The following is a 17,179-nucleotide window of genomic DNA, read 5'->3' as shown; positions in this document are numbered from 1 at the left end:
TGCATCAGTCGCTCAGCTTGGTGAGCGCCGAGCCCTTGTGCATGGCGACGTGCTCGGTCTTGCTGCTCTTGATTTCGTACTGCGGATCATCTGGGTTCGCGTGGTGGGTGTGGCCCTTGTAGTCGGCGTCCTTGGTATGCACGCGGCTGACCGTGCCGCTGACCCGGCCGGCCTCGGAGTTCCAACTGACCCGGTCGCCGACCTTGAATCGTTTGGCCATCACCGTTCTCCTCCACCGCGCTCAGGTCAGAACGCCGATCTAGTGATATGATGAATGCGCCAGGGGCATCTTCTATCCACGACGTCCGTGACCATATTGGCGCGACGGCGCGGCCGGCCCCATTTTGTGCTCGGCAAGGTGCGCCACGGGCCCGACGGCCCAGGCGTCGCCATCTGCGTCGGACCGGGAAAGATGGACGGAATGGCTGGTAAGCGGGGGCCGTGTTGAAGCGAGTGACAGCGCTCGACTCCTTGCTGGCGGACGTCCGCGCGTGCCGGGCGTGCGCCGACATCCTGCCCATGGGGCCGCAGCCCATCATCCAGATGTCGTCGACCTCGCGGGTTCTGATCGCCGGTCAGGCCCCAGGCACGAAGGCGCACGCCTCTGGCATCCCCTTCTCGGATCCCTCGGGGGAGCGCCTGCGCGAGTGGTTGGGCGTCTCGGAGGAGCAGTTCTACGACCCCGTCAAGGTCGCCATCCTGCCGATGGGCATGTGCTATCCCGGTCGCCTGCCGGCCGGCGGCGATGCGCCCCCGCGGCCCGAATGCGCGCGCCTGTGGCGCACGCGGTTGCTGGCCGAAATACCGGCCCTGCGCCTGACCTTGCTGGTCGGCGCCTACGCCCAGGTCGATGCGCTGGGGCCGGGCGCGATGACCGAGCGGGTCAGGAATTTCCAGAGCTACCTACCAAAATATTTCCCGCTGCCGCACCCCTCGTGGCGCACAAGGTCATGGGCGACGAAGAACCCCTGGTTCGAGGCGGAGGTGCTTCCCGCTCTGCGCTTGGCCGTTCAAGGCGCATTGGCGTGAGGCGGGGTCGCGGCCGCTACAGGTCGGGCTTCTGGTCGTAGAACTCGACCTGCATTCGCACGGCGCCCAGCGGCTCGACCCGATGGGGGACGTCCGGCAGCACCAGGCCAGGGTGCCCCGGCTCAAGGATCGTCTCGGAGACCGGATCGAGCACTTCGTACCGCAGCCGTCCCTCCAACACGCGGATAACGCCCCACACACCCAGCTTGGTGCGATGTTCCCGGCGAAGTCCGGCTGGGAGGGTGTTCTCGTCGAACACTGGCGTGCTTCTGTACGGTGCTGGCGCGGGGGGCGGGGCGGTCATGTCGGCTTTCGCCCCAGAAGAACATTCCTCAGCACAATCGCATCGTTGTGCGCCTCGTCGTGGGCCGAATAGACCAGCGTGACCGGCCCCTGTCGCGCCAGCGCGCGCAACTGGCCCAGCAACTCGTCGTGGGCGTGCAACTCCGCGGCGTAGCGGCGACCGAACTCCTCCCAGCGCTCCGGATCGTGCCCAAACCATTTTCGCAGCTCCGTGCTGGGCGCAATCTCCTTCATCCATTGGTCCAGGGCAGCGTCCGTCTTGGAGACGCCTCGCGGCCACAACCGGTCGACCAGGACGCGGACGCCGTCGCCGTGCGCCGGTGCCTCGTAGGCCCGCTTCGGCTTGACCTCGCTGGCCGCAACCTTCGTGCTCATCGGCTGGGCTGCGTAGATGCGGGCGCGCCGGCTGGTCCTAGCGAACGCTTTGTCTGTTCGAACGCCAGTTCCGCCCGAAGGCCCTCGAGATCGCGACCGACGAAAGCCTTGGCGAGGTCTTGGCCGCCCTGCCGGTAGGTGACGGTGCACTCTCGTGCTTCGAGCGAACCCACCATCTCCGCTTCGTCCCACCTCTCGGCGTGGCCGACATAGGCGAGGCTGAAGTCGTACTGCTCGGTCCAGAAGAACGGCACGTCGTTGAAGCGTTCGCGGCGCCCAAGGATATTGCGCGCCGCAGTCTGGCCGGCGCGCTCGGCCACCACCCAGTGCTCGACCCGGATGGCCTCGCCGGTGAGCCGGTCGGGCCAGCGCGCAATGTCCCCGGCCGCGAAGACGCCTGGGATGCTCGTCTCAAGATATTCATCGACCGTCACCCCGCGATCGATGGCGAGCCCCGCCTGCTCCGCCAGCGAGATCGCCGGCTTTACGCCAACTCCGATCACGACGAGATCGGCCGGCAGGCGCTCACCGCCTTTCAGGGTGACGGCCTGGTCGTCGATCGCCGTGGCCGTCATTCCCAGGTGAAAGATGACCCCATGATCTTCATGCAGCTTGCGCAAAAAGGCCCCGACCTCGGGTCCGAGGACCTTCTCCATCAGGACCGTCTCGCGGCCGACGACCTGCACGTCAAGGCCGCGCGCGCGCAGCGAGGCCGCGACCTCCAGGCCTATGAAACTTGCGCCGATCACCACGGCGCGGTGTGACGTCAGAGCCTTGGCGACAATCGCCTCGCTGTCGGCCTGCGTCCGAAGGTAGTGGACGTGCGGAAGGTCGGAGCCCGGCAGATTAAGCCGCACCGGCTCTGCCCCCGTGGCGAGCAGGAGGGCGTCGTAGTCGTGACGGCTTCCGTCCGCGAGTTGCACGTTGCGCCCCGCCGTGTCGATCACGACGACGTGCGCGTTCAGTTTCAGGTCGATCTTGTGTTGTTCGTAGAAGTCCGCCGATCGCAAGGGGTTAGACGTGTCAGACGCAGTGCCCGCGAGAAAGCCCTTCGAGAGGTTGGGGCGATCGCAGGGAAGGGCGCCGACGGCGCTCAGCATCGTCAATTGCCCGCCGTAGGCTTCTCGGCGAAGCATTTCCGCGGCGGCATTCCCGGCCGCCCCGCCGCCGACGATCACGACAGAATTTGGCATATCCGGGCCGGGCGCAGCCGGCGGGGGTAGGGCGGGTTCGAACTTCTCACGGACGAAAACCGCGCCGACCGGCGCGTCGGTCGGCGTGAACTGGCGCGCCACATCGCGCACCTGTTCGACACGCCAACAGGCTACCGGGTCCAGAGCGGGCGCGCGCAGAGCTTCCCCGGTGCGCAGGCTGAAACAGGCGTGGTGCCAGGGGCAGCGGATGGTGTCCCCCACCAGAAGTCCATCGGCCAGCGGAGCGCCGTAGTGGGTGCAGATCGTCCCGATAGCGAACGCTTCGTGGCCGCGCCGGACCAGCAGCACCGGCTCGCCTAGGGCGTGCCCAAGCAGCATGCCGCCGTCTGGAATCGCCGAGAGTTCGACCCCTTCCGCGAAGTTGGGGCCGCTCAATTCTTTGGGATCTGCAGCCACGTCCTCGATCTCCCAGCGTCTGTGGTCGAGACTAAGGCCTCGGACCTTCTCGGCGGGACGGCGCTGCTATTCAACAAAGATGTGGCGCTAGCCTTTGTTCCCTCGTGGCGTTGTCCATCGTTGGGCTGTGGGGGTCACGAGACCCCCCGATCACGCCAACGATCACGTCCTTTCGGCCGCGGGCTGCCACCTTCAACGATGGCTGCGCGTTGGGGGAATAAGGGGTGACCTGTGACCACGAAAAACATCATCATCGACTCCTCTGATCAGGTCCCCAGCTTCAACCTGCTCAGGCGCTTTCCCGTTCCGCGGAATTTCAAGGTCGCGCCGCAGTCGCGCATCGAGAAGGGACGAACCTGGCCCGCCCCGGCCGGCGCCACGCGGGTGAAGGCTTTCGACATCTACCGCTACGATCCTGAAGCCGAACGAAACCCGCGCATCGATACCTTTGAAATAGACCTCGACGACTGCGGCCCGATGGTCCTCGACGCGCTGATCTGGATCAAGAACAAGGTCGATCCCGCGCTCACCTTCCGCCGGTCATGCCGCGAAGGCGTCTGTGGCTCCTGCGCCATGAACATGGACGGCACAAACTGGCTGGCCTGTACCCGGTTCATCTCCGACATGAGCCCGTCGGCGACGATCTTCCCCCTGGCCAATTTGCCGATCATCAAAGACTTGGTGCCCGATACGACCCACCTCTTCGCGCAGTACGAGATGATCGAGCCCTGGCTTCACGCCGAGACGCCCGTGCCTGAGAAGGAACGGCTGCAGTCGCCTGAGGAACGCAGCCAGCTCGACGGATCTTACGAATGCATCCTCTGCTTTTGCTGCACCTCGGGCTGCCCCAGCCACTGGTGGAACGGCGATCGCTTCCTTGGCCCGGCCGCTCTTCTGCAAGCCTATCGCTGGCTGGCTGACAGCCGTGACGAGGCTAAGGAGGAACGCCTCGACACCCTGGAGGACCCGTTTCGCCTCTACCGCTGCCATACCATCCTCAATTGCACGCGGACCTGCCCCAAGGGATTGAACCCCGGCAAGGCAATCGCCGAGATCAAAAAGATGGTCATCGAGCGGGACAGCTGAGCCATGGAGCCTGAACCGGCGATCACCAAAATCCTGTCCCGCCCCCGACCGCAATCGCCCAATATCCAGATCTACCGGCCGCAGCTCACCTCCGTCCTGTCGATCGCCAACCGCATGACAGGCGTCGTCCTGAGCCTTGCGGCCGTTGGATTGGTGCTCTGGCTGAGCGCCGCGGCGGCCGGACCTGAGGCTTATGGAGCCGTCCGCGGGGTGATCGCGTCCTGGCCCGGCCAAGTCGTGCTGCTGGGCTGCACGTTCGCCTTCTTCCTGCATCTGTGTGGCGGCATCCGTCACCTCTTCTGGGACACGGTGCGAGGCTTCGAACTCCGGTCGATCTACATGTCCGGATGGGCGGTCGTGGCCGCAAGCGTGATCCTCACCATGGCGGCCTGGATCGCTAGCTTATTTCTGGCGAAGTAGGGAAATGGACCGTCGCTCCATGCGAACACCCCTCGCGAAGGCCATGGGCCTCGGCTCGGCGAAATCCGGCGTCGCGCACTGGTGGGCGCAGCGGGTGTCGGCCGTCGCGCTCGTGCCGCTGACCCTTTGGTTCGCCGCCTCGATCATCGCCCATTCCGGCAGCGACTACGCGGCCTTCGTCGCCTGGCTGCGGTCGCCGCTGACGGCTGGTCTGATGGTCCTGCTGTTGATCGCCCTGTTTCAGCACACTGCGTTGGGCCTGCAGGTGGTGATCGAGGACTACGTCCACTCCGGCGGAAAATTCGCAGCCGTCATCGCGGTGCGTCTTAGCTGCTTCGCGTTGGCGGCCGCCGGTATCCTGGCGACCTTGAGCGTCGCTCTCGGCCGCTAGAACGGGGCCTCCGCCGGCCAGCGATATGCGTAGATCGTCCGCAGAGCCTCCTGCTGCGCGGCGTCGGTGCGCGGAGAGCCCACGCAACCTCGGCCCGGCAAACGGCTCGCCGCATTCACCGCCAGAAACTGCAGGGGTGGCAGCCCATTGGCGCGGCAGTATCGCTGGATGACGCCAAGGAAGTACCGCGCCGCCCGCCAGTGCACGGCGATTTCAGCGCAGACTTCCTTGTAGGTGTAGGGGGGCAAATTCTTTAAGGCCCGCTTGGCCAGATACGGCCAAGCTCTTCTGGCCCGCTCCATATGATCAACGGTCATGCCCATCCTTGCGTTTCGGCGTCTCGCTGCACTCGCCGCGGAGTTTCACCTCTTCGCCGGGGCTCAACTCGGTGGCGGCTGTCGGGGTATCCACCGCGCCGGAGACCCAGACCGTCACCGCGGCCAACAACGACACCCTGTCCTCCAGCGCCTTCATCGACCTGTCGAGCGCCGGCTGGCGCGCGAAACGGTTCGCCCCTTGATGTCGATCTGCGCAACGTCCGGTGGGGCGAGATCAGACAGGCCCTTGTCGGTGCGGGGCGATCAGGATTCGCTGCGCAGAAACTCCGCCAAGGCGACGGCCTGGTTGTGAACCTCATCGCGCGCGCCGTAGAGCAGGGTGACAGGGCCCGCCGCGATGAGCCTGCGAAGCGGCTCGACGGCTGGATTGCTCGCGAACTCCTTGAAATAGCGTCTGCGGAAGTCCGCCCAGCGTTCGGGCTTGTGGCCGAACCACTTGCGAAGGGCCGCGCTGGGTGCGACGTCCTTCATCCAGACCGCACCCTCGAGATCCTGTTTGCTCAGGCCCCGGGGCCACAAGCGGTCCACCAGCACGCGCTGCTGGTCATCCTTGGATCTTGGCGCATAGGCTCGCTTGATCCGCAGCTCGGCCGCATCGGCCTTCGTGGTCATGTCAACAGCTCCACGTCGTCTGGCCAGTCTTCCGCGGGAGAAACCGGCGCACGTCCCACTCCACGCCGCGACGGACTTGGGCCGAGCGGTGCGGCGGCTGAGCCCGCGTCATCCGAGCCGGACCAAGAGCTGATGGACGGCGCCGTCATCAATGAGGGGCAGGCTCAGAGGTCGCGTGACGATCGCGGCGCCGTCAAGCTCGGCCGCAGCGACGCCGCGGCTGACGCCATCGGGATTTTCAACGACGAGGTGGTAGTGCGCTGCGCCGCACCGGACGGTCGCCTCGAATCCCGGCCAGGCGTTGGGAATGCACGGGTCCAGGTGCAGGACCCCGTCCTCCATCCGCAGGCCCAGGATGCTCTCGACGCCCGCCCGCTGCATCCAGCCGGCCGAGCCAGTGTACCAGGTCCAGCCGCCGCGCCCGACATGTTGCGGTGATGCATAGACGTCCGCCGCCACCACGTAGGGCTCGACCTTGTAGCGGTGCATGTCCGTGCGCGTGCGGGCATGATTGATGGGATTGAGCAGGTAGAACAGCGCGGCGGCCTTCGCGCCTTCGCCGAGCGCCGCGAAGGCCATGACCGACCAGAGCGCGGCGTGGGTGTATTGGCCGCCGTTCTCGCGAACCCCGGGCGGATAGCCCTTGATGTAACCCGGATCGAGGGGCGTGCGGTCGAAGGGTGGCGCGAAGAGTAGCGCCAGATTGTCCTCGGACAGGATCAGTTCGCGATCCACCGCCGCCATGGCGCGACGCGCCCGCGCGATCGGGGCGGCCCCGGAGAGCACCGCCCAGGACTGGGCGATGGAATCGATCCGGCACTCCGCGTTGGCGGCCGATCCCAGCGGCGTTCCGTCGTCGAACCAGGCGCGACGGTACCAGTCGCCGTCCCACGCCTCGCCATCAAGCGCGGCCTGCAAGGCCTTGGCGTGAGCGCGCCAGCGGGTCACCCGACCGGTATCCTTACGCGCCGCGGCCAGCGGCAGAAACGCGGTGAGCGTGGTGTGGAGCAACCAGCCCAGCCAGACGCTTTCGCCGGCGCCACCCTCGCCGACCCGGTTCATCCCGTCGTTCCAATCGCCGGACCCCATCAGCGGCGCCCCATGGCGGCCGGTCGCCAGGCTGGCGTCCAGCGCCAGCGCGCAATGTTCATAGAGGCTGACGACCTCGCTGGACGTCGTCGGCTGGAAGAAGCTGTCGGTCTCATCCGGCTGGAGGGCCTGACCGTCGAGGAAGGCGATCGCCTGGTCCAGAACGCCCGCGTCGCCGGTGACGCCGACATAGTGCGCGGCGGTGTAGGCAAGCCATACGCGGTCATCCGATATCCGGGTGCGGACCCCCTGGCCGGTGTGCGGCAGCCACCAGTGCTGCAGATCGCCCTCCACGAACTGGCGCCCCGCCGCCCTGACCAGGTGCTCGCGCGTCAGGTCGGGACGGACCGTGGCCAGCGCCATGCCGTCCTGCAGCTGGTCGCGGAAGCCGTAGGCCCCGCTGACCTGGTAGAAGCCCGTGCGCGCCCAGATGCGGCAGGCGAGCGTCTGATAGAGCAGCCAGCCGTTGAGCATGATGTCCATCGACCGGTCCGGCGTCTTCACCTGTACCGCCCCGGCGAGGTCGATCCATTGGGCGCGAACCTGCGACAGCACAGCGTCAAGGTTGGCCGTCCGATAGGTCTCGATCAGGTTCCGGGCGTGGGCGTCGTCGGTTCCGTCCCCCAGGAGGAGGACGATCTCCTCGGTCGCGCCGGGCGCCAGCTCAAGGGTCGCTTGCAGGGCCCCGCAAGGGTCGAGGCCCGACCCCACGCGGCCGGAGAGTGGGGTCGCGTCCGCGAGCGCCGCGGGGGAGGCAAGCGTCCCGTTGCGCCCGATGAACTCCCGGCGATCGCCGGTCCAGCTGGTCTGGCGCCCGCTGAGGTCGGCGAACGCCACCCGTTCGGCGAACGCCGGATACCAGGCGTTCTGCGCGAACAGCGCGCGGCTGTCGGGATCTACCCGGGTGGTGACGAAGGGGGCGGCCGCGGCGCGCGAAGGCCCCAGGACCCATTCGACGTAGGCGCTCACCGAGATCCGCCGCGGGCGGTTCGAGGTGTTGCGGATCGTCAGCCGCGAGATCTTGATCGGATCGGCGAGCGGCACGTACTCGACGAGGTCGAGGGCCAGGCCGTGGGCGTTGTGTTCAAAGCGGCTGTAGCCCCAGCCGTGACGCGCGACATAGGTCGCCGCCTCGTCCCGGATCGGCAGGGCGGTCGGGCTCCAGACCTCACCGGACTCCTCGTCCCGCAGGTAGAGGGCCTGGCCCGGTCGGTCGGTGACCGGGTCATTCGACCAGGGCGTCAGCTGACGCTCCCGGCTGTTCTGCGACCAGGCGTAGCCGCCGCCTTCCGCGGAGACCTGGAAGCCGAAGCCGGGATTGGCGATGACGTTGATCCAGGGCGCCGGCGTCGTCTGGCCGGGCCCCAGGATGACAACGTACTCCCGCCCGTCGTCGACAAAGCCGCCGAGCCCGTTGAAGAACTCTACGGCCGGCGGCCGGCGGATCACCTGCAGCTCTGAAACCGCCTCGGCGCGCACCCGAGGCGGGCGGGCCGGGCCCCTGAATTCGGACGTACGCCCCAGCTGGTCGGAGAGGCGGCCACGCTCGCCGACCAGCACCGCGCGCGCGGTGGAAAGCAGCATTGCGCGCGCCTCGGCCGATATGAGGTCGGCCCGCAACATGAAGATATGCCCGGCGGGCTTCTCCTCGCCGATCTGCGGGCGAGACTGGTTCGCCCGGACAAGCGTCTCGAGCGCGGTCTGCAAGTCCTGGACGTAGGACGACGACCGCTCGTTCAGGATCACCAGATCGACCGCCAGCCCCTTGATCCGCGCATATTCCACCGCCTGCAGCGCCTGGCGCGCGACGTCGAGCTGTTCCATCTCCGAGATGCGGACCAGCAGGATCGGCAGATCGCCGGAGATGCCCAACGGCCAGAGCTGAGGTTGTCCGGCGCGCCCGTCTTCGATGGTCTCCGAAGGCGGCCGTAGCGCCGGCCCCGCATAGATCAGCAGACTGGCCAGGCGTTGAAACTGGCCGGCCTCGTCCCGATTGACGCCCAGGTGGTGGAGCTGCACCTGGGCCTGGGTCCAGGCCAGCGCCGCCGCCCTGGGGAACGCGCCCTTGTCGTGGTGCTTGTCGAGCAGGTTCACAATCTCCGCGCGGGACGAGGCCACCATGGTCCAGAAATCGATCCGCGCCGCGCCGCCGGGCGCGAGGCGCACCCGCCGCCGGAGCGCGAAGATCGGATCGAGGACGGCGCCCGCGGTTCCCGACAACGGACGCCCGTTGAACACCGCGCTCGCCGTCCTGGCGCTATGTCCTCGGCCCAGGAAGCGCGCCCGGTCCGTCTCGAATTCGCGCTGGCCGACCACGTCGCCATCGACGACGGCCAGGTGGGCGGCCCAGACCTCCGGGTCGGTGGGTGTCCGCCGGCGACGCGACGCGATCAGCGCCCCAAGGCCGGCCAGGTGCTCGGTCTCCACGAAGAGTTTGGAGAACGCCGGATGGGCGATGTCGGCGGATTGCGGCGCCAGGACCAGTTCGGCGTAGGAGGTAATCTCGATCTCGCGCTCGCGCGAACCGGTGTTCGATACGGTCACGCGGCGGACTTCCGCGTCGTCTTCGGCGGAGACGAGGATCTCCAGGGTTGTCGCCAGGGTTCCGTCGCGACGGGTGAACTCGGCGGAGTCTTCGTTGAAGCTGACGGAATAGGCGTCCGGCTCCACCCCGGTCGGTTGCAGGGCCGGAGAGAACACCTCCCCGCTGGCTGTGTCGCGCAGATAGATATAGGCGCCGAAGGCGTCGCAGGTGGCGTCCTCACGCCAGCGGGTCACCGCGAGATCCCGCCAAGTGCTGTAGCCCGATCCCGCCGCCGTCAACATCACGGTGTAGCGGCCATTGGAGAGCAGCTGCGTCGCCGGCCTGGCCCCGTTCGGGTTGGCGACGCGCCAACTGCCGATCGGGTCGACCTGGCGCACGGTCTCGACCGAAGGGGACTCCGCGACGGACGCCGGGGCGGCGGCGACGTCCCGCGGCGCCCGTTCCTGGAGGAGCAATTCCGTCGCCTGGACGATCGGCTCGGCGTGGAAGCGTTCGCGCATCAGGCCGTCCAGCAGCGCGTCGGCAAGGGCGACGATCGTCATGCCCTGGTGATGGGCCATGAAGGCGCGCACCACCGCTGAAGACTGATCGTCGGGAACCCGCGCCCGGGTGAAGTCGAGAGCTTCATAAAATCCGTAGCGGCCGCGCGCACCGGCCTCCGCGAGTCGCTCGAAATTTCGCACGGCGGCTTGCGGTTCGATCATGGCCGCGAGCGCGGTGGCGTAGGGGGCTATGACGAGGTTGTCCGCGAGGCCCCGCTTCAGGCCGAGCCCCGGAACCCCGAAGTTGGAATATTGATAGGTGAATTCCAGGTCGCGGGCGTTGTAGGCCGACTCCGAAACCCCCCAGGGCGTGTTCAGCGTCGCGCCGTAGTCGATCTGCCGACCGACGACCAAGCGGTTGGTCTGTTCGAGCAGGCTGCCGCGCGGCGCCCGCATGACCAGCGAGGGCATGAGGTATTCGAACATCGAGCCGGACCAGGAGACCAGAACGGCTTCGTCCTTCAACTGAGCGACCGCATGACTGAGCCGGAACCAGTGCCGCGCGGGCGCATCGCCCTTGGCGATCGCCACGAAGCTCGCGAGCCGCGCTTCCGAGGCCAGCATGTCGTAGGAACTCGGGTCGAGCGCGCCTTCCAGCGTCTTGTAACCGATCGACAGCAGAAGGCGGTCGGGGTTGAGGAGGAAGTCGAACTCCATCGCCAGCGCCAAGCTGCGCGCCGTGTCTTCCAAGACCCGCAGGCGCGCGGGCCGGGCGGTGTCGGGCGACGCGGCGGTGTCGCGCCGGTGGCTCTCGATCGCGGCATACGTCGCCTCGGCCCAGAACTGCAGGTCCGCGGCCGCGTCGCCCTCCTCGATGGTGAGCGCACGAACCGTGTCGAGCATGGACTCCGCGGGTCCCGCCAGATCGGCGAGTTGTCCGCAGACGTCGGCGCCGCCATTGGCCTCGGCCGCCCCGATCGCGCTGGAAAGTGCGGCGATGTCCTCCGCCAGCCGGCGCCAGAGCCCGGATTGAGCCGGGCGAGCGACCCGCAGCGTCTCCGCTTCCTTCCGGCAAAGGTCGAGGGCGTCGCCGATGCCGGCGAAACGACGGGCTCCAGCCAGTTCATGTCCCGCCCAGTCCGCGCAGGCGTTGGCGAGCGCGATCAGGTGTCCGGCCAAGTTGCCGCTATCGACCGAGGAGACATATTGCGGATCGAGGGGGCGCAGATCCTGGGTGTCGTACCAATTGTAAAAGTGCCCTCGGTAGCGGGCGAGCTGGCCGAGCGTGGTCAGGGTCGCCTCCAACCGCTCGACCGCCTCCAGCGTTCCGATCCACCCGAAGTCGCGGGCGCTGGCGGTTGAGAGGAGGTAGAGGCCGATGTTCGTCGGTGAGGTGCGATGGGCCAGCGCCGGCTCCGGGATTTCCTGGAAATTGTCCGGCGGCAGCATGTGGTCGGCCGACGTGACGAAGGTCTCGAAGAACCGCCAGGTGCGCCGGGCGATCAACCGCAAAGCAGTGACCTCGGCGATGTCCAGCCGCCGATGCGGCGCCACGTCGGGCCGGCGGCTCGCCCACACCGCCACGCCGGGCGAGGCGAGCCACAGCGTCGCGAACGGCACGGCCAGGAGCCAGGTCCCGTGGCGCCAGATCAGGTCGATCGACACCGCCGCCAGCGCGACCACCAGCGCGCCGGCCATCTGGCGATAGCTGCGCCATGTCCCAGGCCGTGAAGTCAGCGCCGCTTGCGCGGCCGGCGTCCATTCCAGGAGATGACGGCGGGTGAGGGCAAGCCTCACCAAGGTCCGCAGCACCGCGTCGCCCATCAGCCAGGCCTGGTGGGCCAGGAAGGTCACCGCCAGGGCCGTCTGCGCCAGCGCAAGGCGCAGTTCGCCACCGAGCGCAGCCAGGTGGCTCCCGAGCGCCACACCCGGGCGGCGGCGCGCCAGCCCGGCAAAGACGGGGAGCAGCGGCGGCAGCGCCAGGGTGGCGAGGATGAACCCCGTCCAGATCGCGGCCGGAGCCAGCGGCAGGCTCCATCCGGCGATGAGGGCCAGGACCACGCACGGCGCCGAGGCTGAGCGCCGCAGGTTGTCCAGCATCTTCAGGCGGCCGATGCTGGGGACCCCACGCCTGTGGCCGGCGACGCGCGGGCCCTTGCCCAGAATCCAGGGCAGCAGCTGCCAATCGCCGCGCGCCCAACGGTGTTGTCGCATCGCGGCGGTGTCGTAGCGGTCGGGGAAATCCTCCACGACCTCCGCGTCGGATGCCAGGCCGGCTCGGGCGAACACGCCCTCGAAGAGGTCGTGGCTGAGCAGGGCCGACTCCGGCACGCGGCCGGCAAGCGACGCCTGGAAGGCGTCGACATCGTAGATGCCCTTGCCGGTGTAGGACCCCTCACCGAACAGATCCTGGTACACGTCGGAGACCGCGGCGGCGTAGGGGTCGATGCCGGTCGCGCTTGAGAAGACGCGCAGGTAGAACGAGCCTCCGCGCCCGCCGGGCAGCGCCGGCGTGACGCGAGGCTGCAACACCCCATAGCCTTCCACGATCCGCCCAAGCGCCGGGTCGAACCGCGGCCAGTTGAGTGGGTGGGCCATCTTGCCGATCAGCCGTTCGACCGTCGTGCGGGGAAGGCGGGTGTCGGCGTCGAGGGTGATCACGTAACGCACGTCGGCGGGGACCGCGGGGGGAAGACCCTCCAGGCCCAGGAAGGTCGTATCCGCGGCGCCGCGCAACAGGCTGTTGAGTTCCGAGAGCTTGCCGCGCTTGCGCTCCCATCCGATCCATCGGCCCTCTCCTTCGTTCCACACGCGCTTGCGGTGCAGCAGGAAGAACCGCGGGTCCCCGCTCTGTCGGCCATATCGGCGATTGAGGTCGGCGATGCCCGCCGTGGCGGCCGCGAGCAGGTCGTCATCACCCGGCGCCCGCTCGCTGTCGGCGTCCGCCCAGTCGGACAGCAGCGCGAAGTGAAGCTCGCCGTCCGGACTGGCGAGATAGTGGATCTCCAGCCGTTCGATCTGCTCTTCGACACTCGCGCGCGAGGTGAGCATCATCGGGACCACGATGAGGGTTCGCAGGCGCGACGGGATGCCGGCCCGCAAATCCAAGGCCGGCAGCAGGGTGGCGCGGAAGGCCCGGGTGAGGACATAGTTCACCAGGGCCACGGCCACGTCGATGGCGGGGACCAGGCCCAGAAGGCCAAGCGCGCCCAGCCACAGGGGTTCAACCCCAACGGCCGCCAGCATCGTCAGGACGGCGCCCAGGAGGACGACCGCCGCCAGGCTGCCGGCGCTGACATAGCCGCCGATGCCGAGCGAGCGGTAGAGCCGGGACGGCCAGGCGCCCGGGGGGGAGCGAAACCCGATCTCCGCCTCGAGCCCGCGCCGCCCGTCGGCGATCAGATAGTAGCCGGGATCGGCGCGCCGCCCATCGCCCGCGCCGCCACCCGACGCCGCCGTTCGGGCCAGTCTCAGCGCGCGCTCGGCGATCTCGGTTTCGGTTCGCCCCGAGCCGCGCGCGAGCGCCTCGATGGCGCTGCGGTAGAGGTTGCGGGTTGGAAAATCCATCTCGGCGAACCGGCTGCCGGCCGAGAGCAGATCGTCCACCAGGCAGACGCGCTCGAACAGCTCGGTCCAATCGACGTCAGAGATGAGGCGCATGCTGGTGATGATGTTGCGCACCGTGACGCTGGCGCTGACCTGCCGCTGATGTTCATCCCGCACGACCGCCTCGGCGGTCGTCTCCTGGGCGGCGAGCCGGGCGTCAAGCCAGGCCAGCGCCGGGGTGATGCTGGGGTCCTGGTCGCGCAGCCGGTGGACCAGCTGAACCAGGAAGGCGTCGGCGAACGGGCCTTCGCCGCAGGCGGCGAGCAAGGTCTCGACGGGTTCGGCCTGTCGCCCCGCGACGCCCAACAGGCGGTCGGCGACCGCATCGGCGTCGCTGCGCGCAGCACGGCTGTCGGTGACACGAGCGGCGATGCGGCGGAGGTTCTCCAGAAGCACGATCCGCAGGGTGATCGCGACCGCCCAGAGTTCGCCGATCGTGAGCGGCTGGACCTCCTGGTAGGCGCGCAGGAACCGGCGCAGGCCTTCAGGATCGAACAGGCTGTCGGTATGGGCGACGAAGGCCCAGGCGAGGCCGAACACGCGCGGATAGCCGACGAAGGGTCCGACCGCCAGTTTCGGCAGTTGCCGGTAGTAGCCAGGCGGTAGGTCCAGGCGGACCTCGCGGACCTGCCGCTCGATGACATGGTAGTTGTCGACCAGCCATTCGGCGGCCGGGGTGATCGCTGCGCTTTCCTCGATCGCCGCGACAATGTCGCGGTAGGCCGACAGCAACACCGCCTCGTTCGCAGCAAGACGGTGCGCGAGAGGGTTTCCTCTCGAGGGGCCGTCCACGACGGCTTGGGCGGCCGCCAGACTGCGGGCGTGCTCCTCGAGACGTTCGACGCTGAAGAGTTCGGCGCTGATCGGCGCCGTATCGTTCCAGGGCGGCGACCCCGAAGCTCGACCACGCGGTTTGTCCAGGCTGGCGGGCCGTATCTCGCCTGCGTTCCCGCGGGGGCGAGTCAACACGCCGGACGCTCAGGCGGCCCTGCGGGCGGGCCCGCCACGCGCTCAGGGGTCTGCGGTCTCAAAGACGGGCCGCCGGGCCGCGACCTGCCATGGCGTCCGCGCCGGGCGTCGGCGTGGCGCACGCCAGGACAACCGTGTCCAGCGACTCGACCTCTTCGATGAGCACTTCGGTCACGGCCCCGTGGCGCCGGATTCCCGCGGCCATGCGATCAGCTTCGCGGATCGCCAGCACCCGCGACCAGAAGGGCGTGCTCATCTGCTCGCCCATGCGAACAGCCCATCCGTGCTGCTCTTTCACAACCTTGAAGGTAATCATCGGAGTCCACCGAACTTGAGGGTGGGACTGTCCTGGTTGCGCGTCGCGAGGACGCGAGGCCCGAAGAGCCCCGTTTAGACGCTGGGAGAGTGCGAGCGCGTCCCGGGACGCGGTGGGTCCCTTGAGGAGCCCAAAGCGTTTCTGCTCGCGGTAGGCGCACAATCCTACACCTCCCGCGCCTTAAACACGTATTTGAGATATTGGTTCCGATATCGGGCGCGGCCGCGGTCATTTCATGCGGCCAGCCGGCGTTGATACACGGCTGAGGCAAGTTGGCTGCTGTTGAGGGCCTGACATCGTCTAGGTCGTGATCGACGCGCGCGTTCGCCCGGTCCGCGACTCGACCTGCGCGATGTCTTCGGCGGCCGCCGCCAATGCCCCGAAGGCGAGCTCAGGCGACAGGTCATGCTGCGCGACCTCCCGCTCGAAGCGTTCCAGGTAGATCCGCAAGGTGGCCCCTTGCGTTCCCGTGCCGGACAACCGGTAGACGATCCGCGCCCGATCGGAGAACACGAGCCGGACGCCTTGGTGTTTCGCGACGCTGTGATCCACGGGATCGACGTAGGTGAAGTCGTCCCCCTGAGTAAGAGCCATGCCGGCGAAGGTGCGACCGACCAGGCCAGGAGCCGCCTGCTCTAGCGCGCCCACGAGGTCCTGAGCGACGGAGACGTCCAAACCCTCATAGTCATGGCGCGTGAAGTAGTGCCGGCCAAATTTCCCCCAGTGCGCCCGCACCAGCGCCTCGACGCTTACCTTCCGGGCGGCGAGAATATTCAACCAGAAGAGCACCGCCCAGAGACCGTCCTTTTCGCGGATATGGTCCGAGCCGGCCCCGAAGCTTTCCTCCCCGCAGAGCGAGGTCAGGCCCGCATCGAGCAGATTGCCGAAATACTTCCAACCGGTCGGCGTCTCATAGCAGGGGATGTTGAGGTCCGCGGCGACACGGTCCGCCGCGCGGCTGGTGGGCATGGACCGGGCGATCCCGGCCAGGCCCTTGGCGTAGCCGGGCGCCACCTCGGCGTTCGCAGCCAGAATCGCCAGGCTGTCGCTGGGCGTCACAAAGAAGTTGCGGCCCAGGACCATGTTGCGGTCGCCGTCGCCGTCCGAGGCGGCGCCGAAGTCAGGGCCGTCCGGCGCGTTCATCGCGTCGATCAATTGCCGGGCGTTGACCAGATTCGGATCCGGGTGCAGCCCGCCGAAGTCCTCCAGCGGTGTCCCGTTGACAACCGTGCCCACAGGCGCACCCAGGCGCTTCTCAAGGATTTCGTGCGCATAGGGCCCGGTCACCGCGTGCATGGCGTCGAACCGCATCCTGAACCGGCCGCCGGACAGCAGATCCGACATCCGATCGAAGTCGAACAACGACTCCATCAAGGCGGCGTAGGCCTCGACAGGATCAATGACCTCGACGGTCGTGGCGCCGAGTTGGAGGCTTCCCAGATGATCGATATCCACGTCGGCCGCGTCCACCGTGTAGTAGCGCGCGATGTGACGGCTAAGCTCATAGATCGCCTCGGTGACCGGCTCTGGGGCCGGCCCGCCGTTGGCGACATTAAACTTCACCCCGAAGTCGCCGTGCGGACCGCCGGGGTTGTGGCTCGCGGAGAGGATGATTCCCCCGCACGCCCCGGTCTTGCGAATGATGCAGGACGCGGCGGGCGTGGACAGGATGCCCCCGCGCCCGACGAGAACCTTGGCGAAGCCATTGGCCGCGGCGAGCTTCAGAATCGGCTGTATGGCCTGGCGATTGTGGAATCGGCCATCGCCCCCCAGCACCAGGATCTGACGCTGGCCCGTCTCGATACTGTCGAAGATGCACTGGACGAAGTTCTCCAGGTAGTTCGGCTGGAGGAACTCCGAGACCTTCTTGCGCAGCCCGGAGGTGCCGGGCCGCTGGTCGGCGAACGGGGTTGTGGGAACGGTCCTGATTTCGGGTCTGGCCATGGGGCAAGCCGTTCCAAGGAGCGGGGAAGGGATTCAAGGCCAGCCGGGCGCACGGCCCGCTCGA

General features: G+C 67.9%; 14 protein-coding genes. 5 read left to right on the top strand and 9 right to left on the bottom strand.

What is annotated here, in order from left to right:
• Positions 1–4: 4 nt before the first annotated feature.
• The gene (locus tag ACESMY_RS14625; RefSeq protein WP_372785339.1) at positions 5–220 is read right to left on the bottom strand and encodes a DUF2945 domain-containing protein; all 216 of its coding nucleotides are present in this window, start codon (positions 218–220) and stop codon (positions 5–7) included.
• A 233-nt stretch (positions 221–453) separates the two neighbouring features.
• On the opposite strand from ACESMY_RS14625, the gene ACESMY_RS14620 reads away from it, so the two are divergent.
• Positions 454–1,029 carry a uracil-DNA glycosylase family protein gene (locus ACESMY_RS14620; RefSeq protein ID WP_372785341.1) on the top strand — a complete coding sequence of 192 codons (576 nt, stop codon included), beginning with the start codon at positions 454–456 and terminating at the stop codon, positions 1,027–1,029.
• Between the two features lie 16 nt (positions 1,030–1,045).
• On the opposite strand, the gene ACESMY_RS14615 is transcribed toward ACESMY_RS14620, so the two are convergent.
• The 3 genes from ACESMY_RS14615 to ACESMY_RS14605 are packed head-to-tail and all read right to left on the bottom strand — an operon-like array spanning position 1,046 to position 3,317.
• Positions 1,046–1,333: a DUF1971 domain-containing protein gene (locus ACESMY_RS14615; RefSeq protein WP_372785338.1), complete on the bottom strand. Its 288-nt coding sequence runs from the start codon at positions 1,331–1,333 to the stop codon at positions 1,046–1,048.
• On the bottom strand, positions 1,330–1,707 hold the full coding sequence (locus ACESMY_RS14610) for a DUF488 domain-containing protein (RefSeq protein ID WP_372785337.1): 378 nt from the start codon (positions 1,705–1,707) through the stop codon (positions 1,330–1,332). Before ACESMY_RS14610 ends, ACESMY_RS14615 begins: the two co-directional genes overlap by 4 nt.
• Entirely contained in the window at positions 1,704–3,317 is a 1,614-nt protein-coding gene (locus ACESMY_RS14605) for an FAD-dependent oxidoreductase (protein ID WP_372785336.1), read from the bottom strand. The genes ACESMY_RS14610 and ACESMY_RS14605 overlap by 4 nt, the downstream gene beginning before the upstream one ends.
• A gap of 384 nt (positions 3,318–3,701) precedes the next feature.
• Between ACESMY_RS14605 and ACESMY_RS14600 the strand changes: the two genes are divergently transcribed.
• The 3 genes from ACESMY_RS14600 to sdhD are packed head-to-tail and all read left to right on the top strand — an operon-like array spanning position 3,702 to position 5,214.
• The gene (locus ACESMY_RS14600; RefSeq protein ID WP_372785335.1) at positions 3,702–4,403 is read left to right on the top strand and encodes a succinate dehydrogenase iron-sulfur subunit; all 702 of its coding nucleotides are present in this window, start codon (positions 3,702–3,704) and stop codon (positions 4,401–4,403) included.
• Between the two features lie 3 nt (positions 4,404–4,406).
• Complete coding sequence (gene sdhC, locus ACESMY_RS14595) at positions 4,407–4,823, top strand: succinate dehydrogenase, cytochrome b556 subunit (RefSeq protein ID WP_372785334.1); 417 nt, start codon at positions 4,407–4,409, stop codon at positions 4,821–4,823.
• Positions 4,824–4,842: 19 nt separating this feature from the next.
• Positions 4,843–5,214 (top strand): succinate dehydrogenase, hydrophobic membrane anchor protein, encoded by a 372-nt coding sequence (gene sdhD, locus ACESMY_RS14590; protein ID WP_372785333.1) that lies wholly within the window; start codon positions 4,843–4,845, stop codon positions 5,212–5,214.
• On the opposite strand, the gene ACESMY_RS14585 is transcribed toward sdhD, so the two are convergent.
• Entirely contained in the window at positions 5,211–5,537 is a 327-nt protein-coding gene (locus ACESMY_RS14585) for a hypothetical protein (protein WP_372785332.1), read from the bottom strand. The genes sdhD and ACESMY_RS14585 overlap by 4 nt on opposite strands.
• A 2-nt stretch (positions 5,538–5,539) precedes the next feature.
• Here ACESMY_RS14585 and ACESMY_RS14580 point away from each other — a divergent pair, with 2 nt between their 5' ends.
• Positions 5,540–5,734: a hypothetical protein gene (locus ACESMY_RS14580; RefSeq protein ID WP_372785331.1), complete on the top strand. Its 195-nt coding sequence runs from the start codon at positions 5,540–5,542 to the stop codon at positions 5,732–5,734.
• 61 nt (positions 5,735–5,795) lie between these two features.
• On the opposite strand, the gene ACESMY_RS14575 is transcribed toward ACESMY_RS14580, so the two are convergent.
• The 4 genes from ACESMY_RS14575 to ACESMY_RS14560 form a co-directional block, all read right to left on the bottom strand.
• Positions 5,796–6,164, bottom strand: a complete 369-nt coding sequence (locus ACESMY_RS14575) for a DUF488 domain-containing protein (protein ID WP_372785330.1) — start codon at positions 6,162–6,164, stop codon at positions 5,796–5,798.
• A gap of 108 nt (positions 6,165–6,272) precedes the next feature.
• Entirely contained in the window at positions 6,273–14,621 is an 8,349-nt protein-coding gene (locus tag ACESMY_RS14570) for a GH36-type glycosyl hydrolase domain-containing protein (RefSeq protein ID WP_372785329.1), read from the bottom strand.
• A gap of 292 nt (positions 14,622–14,913) precedes the next feature.
• Entirely contained in the window at positions 14,914–15,171 is a 258-nt protein-coding gene (locus ACESMY_RS14565; protein ID WP_372785328.1) for a hypothetical protein, read from the bottom strand.
• A gap of 300 nt (positions 15,172–15,471) precedes the next feature.
• Positions 15,472–17,115, bottom strand: a complete 1,644-nt coding sequence (locus ACESMY_RS14560) for an alpha-D-glucose phosphate-specific phosphoglucomutase (RefSeq protein ID WP_372785327.1) — start codon at positions 17,113–17,115, stop codon at positions 15,472–15,474.
• Between the last annotated feature and the right edge of the window lie 64 nt (positions 17,116–17,179).

Origin of the sequence: Phenylobacterium sp., assembly GCF_041691455.1 — a bacterium.
In the GTDB taxonomy this organism is placed as follows: Bacteria; Pseudomonadota; Alphaproteobacteria; order Caulobacterales; family Caulobacteraceae; genus Phenylobacterium.
This window is presented reverse-complemented; position numbering and strand designations above follow the sequence as displayed.